This window comes from Methylobacterium sp. V23 (assembly GCF_002917135.1).
GTDB lineage: Bacteria > Pseudomonadota > Alphaproteobacteria > Rhizobiales > Beijerinckiaceae > Methylobacterium.
The window spans coordinates 396,290-409,275 of sequence record NZ_PDHT01000001.1 but is presented as its reverse complement, the minus strand read 5'-3'; the positions used below and the strand labels follow the sequence as shown (position 1 = coordinate 409,275).

Below are 12,986 nucleotides of genomic sequence, written 5' to 3'. Positions count from 1 at the left end.
CCTCCGCTCAGTTCACCTCGACCTGCACCACCCCCGGGACCGCCCGGAGCGCCCCGGCGATCTGCGGCGTGGCCTGGTAGCGGCCCGGCAGCTTGACCTCGACCTCGCGGGCGCCGTCGAGGAGGAGGATCAGGGAGACCTCGCCCTCCCCGCGCACCTGCAGGCGCTGCTGCACGCTCTGGATCGGGCGCTCGTCCTGCAGGTAGACGCGCATGCCCTTCTGGTGGCGGGCCACCGCCACGTCGAGGGGCTCGGCGGTCATGATGCGGGCGCGCACGTCCTCGCCCTCGAGGTTGGCCTGGAGCTGGAGTACCAGCGGCCGGCCCGGCTCGAGGATCTCGCGGTACTGGCCGAGACCTTCGGAGAAGATGATCGCCTCGAAATGCCCGGTCTGGTCCGAGAGGATGACGATGCCGAGCTTGTTGCCGGTCTTGGTCCGGCGCTCGGAACGATCGAGGACCGAGGCCGCCACGCGGCCCACGCTGGTGGTGCCGGCCCGGACCGCCCGGCAGAACTCGGCCCAGGTCTGGACCCGGAGCTTGCCGAGGAGGTCGCCGTACTCGTCCAGGGGATGGCCCGACAGGAAGAAGCCGACCGCGTCGTATTCCTTCTTCAGCTTGTCGGCCATCGGCCAGGGGTCGTAGGGCGGCACCCGCAGGGTGACGTTGGCGGCCGTGATCCCGCCGAACATGTCGTCGATGCCGGTGCTCGCCGCCTCCGCGGCCCCTTGGGCCAGCTTCATCATCGGCTCGATGGCGGCGCAGGCCCGGGCGCGATCCGGCTCGATGGTGTCCATGGCCCCGGCCGCCACGAGGTTCTCCAGGGTGCGCTTGTTCAGCATGCGCGGGTTGAGCCGGCGCGCGAGGCAGGCGAGATCCTTGAAGGGCCTGTCGCCGCGGGCCTCGATCAGGGCCTCGACCGCGCCCCGCCCCACCCCCTTGATCGCCGCGAGGGCGTAGTGGATGCAGCCCTCGCGCACCTCGAAGCCGACACCCGAGGTGTTGATCGAGGGCGGCTCCACCGTGATCTTCAGGCGCTGGGCGTCCTGGCGAAACTCGGCCAGCTTGTCGGTCACGTCGATGTCGAGCTGCATCGCGGCGGCCAGGAACTCCACCGGATGGTTCGCCTTCAGGTAGGCGGTCTGGTAGGTGAGCAGGGCGTAGGCGGCGGCGTGTGACTTGTTGAAGCCGTAATCGGCGAACTTGGCGAGCAGGTCGAAGATCTCGTTGGCCTTGGCCTTGGTGAGGTCGCGCTCGACGCAGCCCTTCACGAAACGGTCGCGCTGGGCGTCCATCTCGGCCTTGATCTTCTTGCCCATGGCGCGGCGGAGCATGTCGGCCTCGCCCAGGGAGTAGCCGGCCAGGACCTTGGCCACCTCCATCACCTGCTCCTGGTAGACGATGATGCCGAAGGTCTCCTTGAGGATCGGCTCCAGCTTCTCGTGCGGGTACCAGCTCGCCTCGTTGCCGGCATCGCGGCCGAGCTTGCGCTCGCAATAGACCGGGATGTTGGCCATGGGGCCCGGGCGGTAGAGCGCCACCAGGGCGATGATGTCCTCGAAGCGGTCGGCCTGCATCTCGACCAGCGCCTTGCGCATGCCGGCGGATTCCACCTGGAACACGCCCACCGTCTCGCCGCGCTTCATCGGCGCGTAGGTCGCCGCATCGTCGAGGGGCAGGGAGGCGAGATCGACGATGATGCCGCGCTGGGCCAGGAAGTCCGTGCAGCAGCGCAGCAGCGTCAGCGTCTTCAGGCCGAGGAAGTCGAACTTCACCAGGCCCGCGGCCTCGACCCACTTCATGTTGAACTGGGTCACCCGCATCCCGGTCTTCGGATCGCGGTAGAGCGGCACCAGCTGTTCGAGGGGACGGTCGCCGATGACGACGCCGGCGGCGTGGGTCGAGGCGTGCCGGTGCAGGCCCTCGAGCTTCTTCGAGATCTCCATGAGGCGGGCGACGATCGGCTCCTCCTCGATCGCCTGCTGGAGCTTCGGCTCGCCCTCGATGGCCTGGACCAGGGTGACGGGGTTGGCCGGGTTCTGCGGCACGAGCTTGGTCAGCTTGTCGACCTGCCCGTAGGGCATCTCCAGCACGCGGCCGACGTCGCGCAGCACGCCGCGGGCGAGCAGCGTGCCGAAGGTGATGATCTGCGCCACCTGACGCTCGCCGTAGCGCTGCTGCACGTACTGGATCACGCGCTCGCGGCCCTCGACGCAGAAGTCGATGTCGAAATCCGGCATCGAGACGCGCTCGGGATTCAGGAAGCGCTCGAACAGAAGGCCGAAGCGGAGCGGGTCGAGGTCGGTGATGAGGAGCGACCAGGCCACCAGGGAGCCGGCGCCGGAGCCGCGGCCCGGACCCACCGGGATGTCGTGGTCCTTGGCCCACTTGATGAAGTCCGACACGATCAGGAAGTAGCCGGGAAACTTCATGCCCACGATGACGTCGAGCTCGAAGGCGAGGCGGTCGCGGTAGACCTGCTCGGACATCCCGGGCGCGGTGCCGTGCTGGGCGAGGCGCAGTTCGAGGCCGGCCTCGGCCTGCCGACGCAGCTCCGCCGGCTCGTCGAGGGGCGGCGCGGCCGCGACGTCGGGGGTGTCCGCGGGGGCGGTGGCGTCGCGGGCGGCGACGACGCCGAAATTCGGCAGGATCGGCTTGCGGGTGCGCACGCGATAGGCGCAGCGCATGGCGATCTCGACGGTGGCACTCAGGGCGTCCGGCAGGTCGGCGAAGAGCGCGGCCATCTCGGCGCGGGTCTTGAAGCCGTGCCGGGGGGTCAGCTTGCGGCGGCGGTCGTCCGAGACGAGGCGGCCATCCGCGATCGCCAGGAGCGCGTCGTGGGCGTCGTAGTCGCCCTCGCGGGCGAAGAACGGCTCGTTGGCGGCCACCACCGAGAGGCCGTTCGTGTCCGCCAGGCGCAGCAATTCCCGCTCGACCATGCGCTCGTCGGCGAGGCCGTGGCGCAGGATCTCGACGTAGAGTCTGTCCTCGCCGAAGGCCCCGCGCAGCTGCGCCAGGCGGCCGGCGGCGAGCTCGGCCCGGCCCTGCCGCAGGGCGCTGTCGAGGGGACCGGTGGAGCCGCCCGTCAGGGCGATCAGGCCGGCGCTCGACTCGGCCAGGGCCTCGACGCTGACGCGGGGGGCGTCGCCCAGGGCGACGTCGAAATAGGCGCGGCTGGCCAGCCGCAGCAGGTTGCCGTAGCCGGTCTCGTCCTGCGCCAGCACGACGATGTTGGCGCAGCCGGCCTGGCCCTGCCCGACGCGCGCCATCGGATCGGGCGCCTCGAAGGCCACGGTGAGCTGGAGGCCGGGGATCGGCTGGATGCCGGCGCCGGCGGCCTTCTCGGAGAATTCCAGCGCCCCGAACAGGTTGTTGGTGTCGGTAAGCGCGAGGGCCGGCTGCCGGTCGGCCAGGGCGGCCTTCACGATGTCGCCGACCTTCAGGGCCCCTTCCAGCAGGGAGAACGACGAGTGAACGTGGAGGTGGACGTAAGCCGGGTCTTTGAGCAGGGGATTCTGGAGGATGCGCGCCATGAGACCAACAGCCCGAGTCGTGGTTTCCAATCCATGAGAAACCGGCGCCCAGACGCGTTTCCCTGTGGACCGCGCGCCCCCTGTGACTCCGCCGCAACGCTATCGCAAGGGCGCCAATGCGACAGCCCAGGCGGCGAAGGACATCGCCAGGAGCCCGAAGGCCATGAACTCGACCGCACCCGTCAGGATCATCCGCTTGAACATGGGCATCGCCTTTCGTTGACGCCCCGAGTTTTGTTCTTGTTTTGTTCTATGTAAAGCAAAAGTCTCCGCGCTGACGGATCGTCGTTAACGTCGCGTAAATTCCATCAGCCCGGCCCGGGGTCGCGGATCGGCCGGGAGGGCTCAGGCGAGGTGTCGGCCCCTCCAGTGCGGGGATGGCCCGCGCAGAGTCCCCCACCCGCCCTCAGGGCAGCTGCTCGATCAGCCCGTCCCGGATCGTCACGCGCCGGTCCATGCGGGCGGCGAGATCCATGTTGTGGGTGGCCACCAGGGCGGCGAGACCGGAGGCGCGGACCAGCGAGACCAGGATGCCGAAGACGTGGGCGGCGGTGTGCGGATCGAGGTTGCCGGTGGGCTCGTCGGCGAGCAGCAGGCGCGGGCCGTTGGCCACCGCGCGCGCGATGGCGACGCGCTGCTGCTCGCCGCCCGAGAGCTCGGCCGGCCGGTGCAGGAGGCGCTCCTTCAGGCCGAGGAAGCTCAGGAGCTCGCCCGCCCGTTCGCGGGCCTCGCGCTGGGACAGCCCGCGGATGAGCTGCGGCATCACCACGTTCTCCAGGGCCGAGAATTCCGGCAGGAGGTGGTGGAACTGGTAGACGAAGCCCATCTCCTCGCGCCGCAGGCGGGTGCGCTCGGCATCCCCCATCGCGGCCGTCGGACTGCCGCCGATATAGATCTCGCCGCCGTCGGGGCGCTCCAGCAGGCCGGCGAGGTGCAGCAGGGTGCTCTTGCCGGCCCCCGAGGGGGCCACCAGGGCGACGAGCTCGCCCGGCCAGATCGCGAAATCCGCCTGGCGCAGGATTTCGAGGGCGCCGGCCCCGTCGCCGGCCCCTTGGGTGTAGCGCCGCTCCACCTTGGCGAAGAACAGGGCCGGGACCGGCTGCGCGCCGGGCGCCTCGGCTTTCGTGGTCATGGATGTTCGGGCCTCAGCCGTAGCGCAGGGCCTGCACCGGATCGAGCCGGGCGGCGCGCCACGAGGGATACAGCGTCGCGATCAGCGACAGGGCGATGGAGGTGACGACCACCACGGTGATCTCGTTGGCATTCATCTCGGCCGGGATCTCGGCCAGGAAGCGCACCGTGGGGTCCCAGGCGGAGGGGAACAGCACCCGCTGGATCCCCTTGATGTTCATTGTGATCAGGATGCCCAGCCCCAGGCCGCTCAGGGTCCCGACCACGCCGATCAGCGCCCCGTTGATGAGGAACACCCGCATGATGGTGCCGGGGGTCGCGCCCATGGTGCGCAGGATGGCGATGTCGCTCGACTTGTCGCGCACCAGCAGAATCAGCCCCGAGATGATGTTCAGGGTCGCCACCACGACGATCAGGCTGAGGATCAGGAACATGACGTTCCGCTCCACCTCCAGCGCCCCGAAGAAGGTTCGGTTGCGCTGGCGCCAGTCGGTGAGGAGCACCGGGCGCTCGGCTGCCATCTCGAGGTCGGGCCGCATCGCGCCCACCGCCTCGGCATTGTCGAGGTAGATCTCGATTAGGCTGACATCGGCGTCCCGGTTGAAGAAGGCCTGGGACTCGGTGAGCGGCATGAACACGAAGGTCGAGTCGAACTCGGTCATGCCGATCTCGAAGATCGCCTTGATGGTGTAGCCCTTGGTGCGCGGCGCCGTGCCGAACGGCGTCGAGGCCCCCTTGGGGGTCAGCAGGTTGATCTGGTCGCCGGCCTGGACGCCGAGGGATTCGGCCAGGCGCCGGCCGATGGCGACGCCCGAGCCGTCGTCGAAACCCTCCAGGCTGCCGCCCTTGATGTTGCTCGCGATGGCGCCGATCTTGTCGAGGTCCTCGCCCCGGATGCCGCGGACCAGCACGCCGCTGCCGGCGCCGCCATAGGGCGACGAGGCGAAGGCCTGCCCCTCCACCAGGGGAATCGCCGCCCGGACCCCGGCGACCTTCGACAGGCGCTCGGATAGGTCGGCATAGTCGGTGAAGAGCTTGTCGATCGGCGCGACGAAGACGTGGCCGTTGATGCCCACGATCTTCGACAGCAGCTCGGTGCGGAAGCCGTTCATCACCGACAGCACGATGATCAGCGTGGCGACGCCGAGGGCGATGCCGAGGAGCGAGAAGAACGCCACCACGGAGACGCCGCCGCCCCGGCGCCGGGCCCGCAGGTAGCGCCCGGCGATGATCCACTCGAACCCGGCGAAGGGTGGCGTGCTCCCGCGCCGGAACCGGGCGCGTAGGCCCGCAAGCCTGTCCGTCAGGGTCGCCGCCATGGGGTGCCTCAGAGCCGCTTCAGGCGGGCGAGCAGATCGATCGGGGCGATGCTCTCGCGCTCGCCGCCGGCCCGGCGCTTCAGCTCGACCTTGCCCTCGGCCAGGCCGCGGGGGCCGACGATGACCTGCCAGGGCAGGCCGATGAGGTCGGCCGTGGCGAACTTGGCGCCCGGGCGCTCGTCGCGGTCGTCGTAGAGCACGCTGAGGCCGGCCGCCTCCAGGGTGGCCTGGATCTCGCCGCAGGCGGCGTCGGTGGCGGCATCGCCGGTCTTGAGGTTGATCAGCGCCACGTCGAAGGGCGCCACCGCGTCAGGCCAGATGATGCCGGCCTCGTCGTGGCTCGCCTCGATGATCGCCGCCACGAGGCGGCTCGGTCCGATGCCGTAGGAGCCCATATGGACCGGGCGCTCGACGCCGTCGGGGCCGGTGACCTTGGCGCCCATCGGCTCGGAATACTTGGTGCCGAAGTAGAAGATGTGCCCGACCTCGATGCCGCGCGCGGCCATCTGCTTGTCGCCCGGCACCTCGGCGAAGGCCGCCGGCTCGTGCATCTCGGAGGTGGCGGCGTAGAGCGAGGTCCAGCGGTCGACGGTGCCCTGCAGCGCCGCGACGTCCTCGAAATCGGTGGTGATCGGCGGGACCTCGAAGTCGAGGTACTGGCTGTCGCAGTAGACCTCGCTCTCGCCGGTCTGGGCCAGGATGATGAACTCGTGGCTGAGGTCGCCGCCGATCGGACCCGTATCGGCCCGCATCGGGATCGCCTTCAGGCCGAGGCCCGCGAAGGTACGCAGGTAGGCCACGAACATCCGGTTGTAGGCGTGGCGGGCGGCGGCCTGGTCGATGTCGAAGGAATAGGCGTCCTTCATCAGGAACTCGCGCGAGCGCATGGTGCCGAAGCGCGGCCGGACCTCGTCGCGGAACTTCCAGGAGATCTGGTAGAGGTTCTTCGGCAGGTCCTTGTAGGAGCGCACGCTGCCGCGGAAGATCTCGGTGACGACCTCCTCGGCGGTGGGGCCGAACAGCATCTCGCGGTCGTGACGGTCCGAGATGCGGAGCATCTCCTTGCCGTAGGCCTCGTAGCGGCCGGATTCCCGCCAGAGCTCGGCCGACTGGATCGTCGGCATCAGGATCTCGATGGCCCCCGCCCGGTCCTGCTCCTCCCGGATCACCGCGCAGACCTTGTTCAGGACGCGCAGGCCCAGCGGCAGCCACGCATAGATGCCGGCGGCCTCCTGGCGCACGAGCCCGGCGCGCAGCATGAGGCGGTGAGAAACGATCTCGGCCTCCTTGGGCGTCTCGCGCAAGGTCGGCAGGAAGTAGCGGGAGAGACGCATGAAAGGCCCTGGAAACAGCGTGCCAGCGGGGCGGCGGCACGCCCCGGCACACAACACATTGCATCGGGAAAACACAAGCGCGGAGGGGTGACACTGGTCCGCAGCGTGGCGTTTCGCCCCCGCGGCCGAGCTCCATTCCCGTCAAGGCCGACCCGCCAAACCGCAAGCCTCGCGGGCCGTTGGGCAAGTCTGGCCGGCCGTCGGGCAAGCGTTACCGGTCGCCGAGCATGCCTTGCCCACCATTCCGGTAGAAAAGCGCAGGAATGTCTCACGAGACAGGTGACAATGAGAATTGTTGTTCCTATAAGCGCCTCCGTGATGATCGCGCCGCCAAGCAGTGGCGCCACACGGTCCGAGTCTCGGGAGGAATTTCAGCCGCCACGCCGTCAGCAATGCGTGAGACAATCGAGGCTGAGCAAACGACCATCTTTACAAAAGCAAGGCTTAGGCCTTGCTTTTTTTATGCCTGAAGGCTTGCGTTTATGCCTGAAGGCTTGCGCGAGGCTGTGGCCGCTCCCGCGTGATCCGCGCGCCATCCCGCGTCGAGGCGCCGTGGTCCCGGGGCCGCGCCGCGGAACCCGGGCTCCCGAAACCCAGGGTGCGCAAGACTTTGCACCGTCGGCGGCTCTGGATTCCGGGCTCGCCTGCGGCGCCCCGGAACGACGCGGTGCTGTCTCTGCGGCCGTGGCTCGATGTCCCGCGTACGCTGTCCGTTCTTCACGGGGGCAGCGACGCGCCCAGTCTGGACCATGACGGCAGCGTGCGCTTCGTCCGCGGGCGGGATCCCATCCGGTTCGACCGGACGTCCCCGGCGTCCTTACAGGCCGGCCAGCTCGAAGACCTGGATCGCCGCCAGGAAGACGACGCTCGCCAGGACGGAGGTGAGGATCGCCTTCTCGCGCAGGCGCGGAGCGGCGGGCGCCCCCGGGTCCTGGCCGGGCACGATCCGCTCCGGGTCGGTCTCGACCTGGTTGCGCAGGGGCAGGATGACGAAGAGCAGGGTCCACCAGACCACGAAGTAGAGGGCCAGGGCGCCGAACACGGTGAGCTTGAACAGGCCCACCGCGAGGAGGACCACCGCGACCAGCACCACGCCCATCACCGCCAGGGTGCGCAGGGTGGAGGCCGCCAGGGTCTGCAGGATGCCGTTCATCCGGCTCAGACCTGCTCCAGCTCGACGAGGGTACCGAGGAAGTCCTTCGGATGGAGGAAGAGAACGGGCTTGCCGTGGGCCCCGATCTTCGGCTCGCCGGTGCCGAGGACGCGGGCGCCCTGGGCCTTGAGCGTGTCGCGGGCGGCGATGATGTCGTCGACCTCGTAGCAGACGTGATGGACGCCGCCCTGGGGGTTGCGCTCGACGAAGCTCGCGATGGGCGAGCCCTCGCCCAGGGGCGACATCAGCTCGACCTTGCTGTTGGGCAGGTTGACGAACACCACGGTCACGCCGTGCTCGGGCTGCGGCAGCGGCTCCGTCACGGTGGCCCCGAGGGTGTCCCGGTAGATGGCGCAGGCGGCGTCGAGATCGCGGACCGCGATGGCGATATGGTTCAGGCGTCCGATCATGGTTTGCTCCCCTTCCCTCCGAAACGGTGCCGCCACCCCTCCCCGTCGAGCGGGGCGATTCGCGATGGCACCGCGGTGTCCTCGCGGGTCGCCGTGGGCGGCCCCGGGATGACGATGGGTTGCGCGGGCGTCCCGCGCAACCCGCTCCATCGGCGACACCCCTCCCCCGCGGAGGGGGAGGGTTCGCGCATCAGACCTCGACCACCTGCACGTGGCAGGCGGGCTTCTTGCCCCAGACCTCGTTCACCGCGGAGCGGATCGCGCGGTCGACGGCCTTCTCGACGCCCTCGGCATCCCGTCGCTTCTGCTTCGACAGGCCCGAGAGCGTGCGCGACACGCACTCCACCACGACGTCGAGCATCGCCTGGCCGTTCCGGCCGCGATTGGGCAGCCCGATGATGTCGATCGCGGGCTCGCCCAGGATCTCGCCCTGCTCGTCGATGGCGATGGCCACCGAGACCAGACCGGCCTGCGAGAGCTTGCGGCGCTCCGGGATGGCCCGGTCCTTGGCGTCGATCAGGACGTTGCCGTCCTTGAACAGGCGCCCGGCCTTGACGTGGTCGACGATCTCCGGCGTGCCGGGCGCCAGGCGCACGACGCTGCCGTTGCGGGCCTTGACGATGTTCGGCACGCCCTGGGCCCGGGCGAAGCGCGCGTGCTCGTCGAGATGCAGAGCCTCGCCGTGGACCGGGATCGCCGTCTGCGGTCGGGTCCAGGCATACATCTCCGCCATCTCGTCGCGCCGGGGATGGCCCGAGACGTGGACGAGCTTGGTGCGGTCGGTGACCACCTCGATGCCCGCATTGACGAGGTCGTTGATGATCGCGCCCACCGCCCGCTCGTTGCCGGGAATGGCCCGCGACGAGAAGATGACGCGGTCGCCCGCCGCCAGGGTGATGTCGGGATGGTCGTCGCGCGAGACGCGGGCGAGCGCGGCGCGCTCCTCGCCCTGCGAGCCCGTGAGCAGGGCCACGACCTTGTCGCGGGGCAGGTAGCCGTAGCTGTCCGACGAGCGGAAGTCCGGCAGGCCGTCGAGGAAGCCGCATTCCCGGGCGACCCCGATGACCCGGTCCATGGCCCGACCGACCGCGATCACCTCGCGGCCGCAGGCCTGGGCGGCTTCCGCCACCGCGCGCATGCGGGCGACGTTGGACGCGAAGGTCGTCACCGCGACCCGGTGGGGGGCGTCGGCGATGAGCTCGCGCAGGGTGGCGGCGACCTCGGCCTCGCTCGGGGAACGCCCCTCGCGCACGACGTTGGTGGAATCGCTGATCATCGCCAGGATGCCCTCGTCGCCGAGGGCCCGGAAGGCGGCCTCCGAGGTCACGTCGCCGAGGATCGGGGTCGGGTCGAGCTTCCAGTCGCCGGTGTGCAGCAGCAGGCCGTGCGGCGTCCGGATGGCGACCGCGTTCGACTCGGGGATCGAGTGCGAGACGGGCACGTACTCGATCTCGAAGGGGCCGATCTGGACCCGGCGGCCGGCCTGGATCTCCTTCAGGATGACCTTGGGCGCGCCCGGCTCGCTCAGGCGACGGGCCTCCAGCAGGTTCTTGGCGAAGCGCGTCGCGTAGACGGGCGCCTTGAGCTTGGGCCAGAGCTCACCGATCGCGCCGATATGGTCCTCGTGCGCGTGGGTGATGAAGATGCCCAGGAGGTCGTCCTTGCGCTCCTCGATGAAGCTGAGATCCGGGAACATCAGGTCGATGCCGGGGAATCCCTCCTCGCCGGCGAAGCCCATGCCGCAATCGACCATGATCCATTTGCGCCGCTTCGGGGGGCCGAAGCCGTAGAGCGCCGCGTTCATGCCGATCTCGCCCACGCCGCCGAGCGGCACGAAGACGAGTTCGTCTTGCCCTGTCGTCATTGTCCGTCCAAACCTCAAGCCGCCGTCGCGGCCGTTCCCAGATGCACCTCGCCCGCCGTCACGGTCCGTCGCGTCCCATCCTCCGATCGGACCACGAGCCGCCCCGCCTCGTCGATCGTCTCGAAAATTCCGTGTACGAGGGTGTCGCCCGTGCGCACCGAAACCGGCGCGCCGATCCCGGCCGCGTCAGCGATCCAGCGCTCGCGGATCCTCGAGAATCCGCGGCCACACTCCCAACGTCGCGCGGCGTCGACGAGTCCGTCCGTCAGGTGGACGAACAGGTCCTCGGCGCGCGTGTCGTACTGCATCTGCCTGAGGCACGTCGCGCGATAAGGCAAGCCCTGCGGCGTCGCAGCGACATTGACACCGAAGCCCATCACCACCGCGCGGCGCCCGCCGGGCCGGCTTTCCGCCTCCAGCAGCAGCCCCGCCAGCTTGGCGCCGGAGGCCAGGACGTCGTTCGGCCATTTCAGGCGGCACCCGGTGATGCCGGCCGCCGCGAGGGCGGAGGCCAGGGCGGTGCCGGCGACGAAGCCGAGGGTTGGAACCTGGTGGGGGTCGACGTCGTCCACGGGCCAGAGCAGGCTCGCGGTCAGGTTCCCGGGCTCAGAGACCCAGGCGTTGCCGCGCCGCCCCCGTCCGGCCTCCTGCCGGTGCGCCACCACCCAGAGCGGTCCCGCCTCGCCCGCGCGAAACCGGTCCAGCGCCTCGGTGTTGGTGGAGCCGAGGCGGTCGTGGACGTGGAGGCGGTGCCCCTCCCCCCGCGCCAGGGCACCGAGGGCGTATCCGCTCAAGGACCTAGAACAGCGACTTGGCGGCGGCGCTCGCGGCCCCGACGATGGGACCCGGCACGATCCCGAGCAGGACCACGACCACGCTGGCGAGGCCGAGGACGATGCGGGCGCCCGGCGGCATCGGCTCGTAGGCGGCCACCGGCTCGTCGAAGTACATCACCTTGACGAGGCGCAGGTAGTAGAACGCGCCGACCACGCTGGTGACCACGCCGATGATCGCCAGGGCCACGAGGCCGGATTTGATGGCGGCGAGGAAGACGTAGTACTTCGCGAAGAAGCCGGCCAGAGGCGGGATGCCGGCCAGCGAGAACATCATCGCGGCGAGGCAGAAGGCCATGACCGGATGGGTGCGCGACAGGCCCGCGAGGTCGTCGACGGTCTCGAACATCTGGCCGCCGCGCCGCAGCGACAGCAGCACCGCGAAGGCCCCCAGGGTCATCGCCAGGTAGATCATCATGTAGACGACGACGCCGCTGACGCCCTCCTGCGAGCCGGCGGCGAGGCCCACCAGCGCGTAGCCGACATTGCCGATGGAGGAATAGGCCATCAGGCGCTTCAGCGAGCGCTGGCCGATGGCGGCGAAGGAGCCCAACGCCATCGAGGCGATCGCCACGAAGACGATGATCTGCTGCCAGACCGCGGTCACGTCCGGGAAGGCGCCGATGAACAGCCGCACGGTCATCGCCATGGCGGCCATCTTGGGCGCCGAGGCGAAGAAGGCGGTGACGGGCGTCGGCGAGCCCTCGTAGACGTCGGGCGTCCACATGTGGAACGGCACGGCCGCGAGCTTGAAGGCGACGCCGGCCGAGACGAAGACGATGCCGAGCACGATGCCGAAGCCGGCGGTACCGTCCAGGGCCGCGACGATGCCGGGGAACGAGACCGTGCCGGTGAAGCCGTAGACCAGGGAGGCGCCGTACAGGAGCATGCCCGAGGAGAGCGCGCCGAGGACGAAGTACTTCAGCCCAGCTTCCGTCGACTTCAGGTTGTCGCGATGGAAGGCCGCGATGACGTAGGCGGCGAGCGATTGCAGCTCCAGGCCGAGATAGAGCGAGATCAGGTCGTTGGCCGAGGCCATCACCATCATGCCGATGGTGCAGAGGATCAGCAGGATCGGAAACTCGAACCGGTCGATGCGCTCGCGCTGGAAGTAGTCGCGCGAGAGCAGGATCGTGGCCGCCGAGCCCAGCAGGATCAGAGCCTTCATCACCTTGGAGAAGTTGTCGACGATGAAGGAGCCGTTCAGGGTCGTGATCTTGGCGCCCGACTGGGACATGACCGCGAACAGCGCGACCACCAGCAGGATGAGCGCCCCGACATTGACGCCCTCGGCGGAGCGTTCGCCCCGGAACGCACCGTAGAGGATCAGCACCAGCACGCCGATGCTGAGGATCAGCTCCGGCAGGGCGGGCCCGAGCGCGGGCAGGACGATCTGAGCGGCGTTCATCG

At 69.5% G+C, this 12,986-nt stretch carries 9 protein-coding genes; all 9 read right to left on the bottom strand.

Translation table 11 applies throughout. The features are described 5' to 3' along the window. Nucleotides 1-7 precede the first annotated feature (7 nt). A complete protein-coding gene (gene dnaE, locus CRT23_RS01875; protein ID WP_103708338.1) occupies nucleotides 8-3,532 on the bottom strand; it encodes a DNA polymerase III subunit alpha in 3,525 nt (1,174 codons plus the stop codon). 406 nt (nucleotides 3,533-3,938) lie between these two features. Further along, entirely contained in the window at nucleotides 3,939-4,664 is a 726-nt protein-coding gene (locus CRT23_RS01870) for an ABC transporter ATP-binding protein (protein ID WP_103708337.1), read from the bottom strand. Between the two features lie 13 nt (nucleotides 4,665-4,677). Beyond that, a complete protein-coding gene (locus tag CRT23_RS01865) occupies nucleotides 4,678-5,982 on the bottom strand; it encodes a lipoprotein-releasing ABC transporter permease subunit (RefSeq protein WP_055947392.1) in 1,305 nt (434 codons plus the stop codon). Nucleotides 5,983-5,990: 8 nt separating this feature from the next. After that, the gene (gene proS, locus CRT23_RS01860) at nucleotides 5,991-7,316 is read right to left on the bottom strand and encodes a proline--tRNA ligase (protein WP_103708336.1); all 1,326 of its coding nucleotides are present in this window, start codon (nucleotides 7,314-7,316) and stop codon (nucleotides 5,991-5,993) included. A gap of 817 nt (nucleotides 7,317-8,133) precedes the next feature. Next, entirely contained in the window at nucleotides 8,134-8,478 is a 345-nt protein-coding gene (locus CRT23_RS01855; protein ID WP_055947388.1) for a DUF1467 family protein, read from the bottom strand. Beyond that, nucleotides 8,475-8,879, bottom strand: a complete 405-nt coding sequence (gene mce, locus CRT23_RS01850) for a methylmalonyl-CoA epimerase (protein ID WP_055947386.1) — start codon at nucleotides 8,877-8,879, stop codon at nucleotides 8,475-8,477. The genes CRT23_RS01855 and mce overlap by 4 nt, the downstream gene beginning before the upstream one ends. Before the next feature lie 190 nt (nucleotides 8,880-9,069). Then, nucleotides 9,070-10,743: a ribonuclease J gene (locus CRT23_RS01845; RefSeq protein ID WP_055947383.1), complete on the bottom strand. Its 1,674-nt coding sequence runs from the start codon at nucleotides 10,741-10,743 to the stop codon at nucleotides 9,070-9,072. Nucleotides 10,744-10,757: 14 nt separating this feature from the next. After that, complete coding sequence (locus CRT23_RS01840; RefSeq protein ID WP_103708335.1) at nucleotides 10,758-11,537, bottom strand: biotin--[acetyl-CoA-carboxylase] ligase; 780 nt, start codon at nucleotides 11,535-11,537, stop codon at nucleotides 10,758-10,760. Nucleotides 11,538-11,541: 4 nt separating this feature from the next. Further along, entirely contained in the window at nucleotides 11,542-12,984 is a 1,443-nt protein-coding gene (gene nuoN / locus CRT23_RS01835; RefSeq protein WP_055947378.1) for an NADH-quinone oxidoreductase subunit NuoN, read from the bottom strand. Nucleotides 12,985-12,986 lie beyond the last annotated feature (2 nt).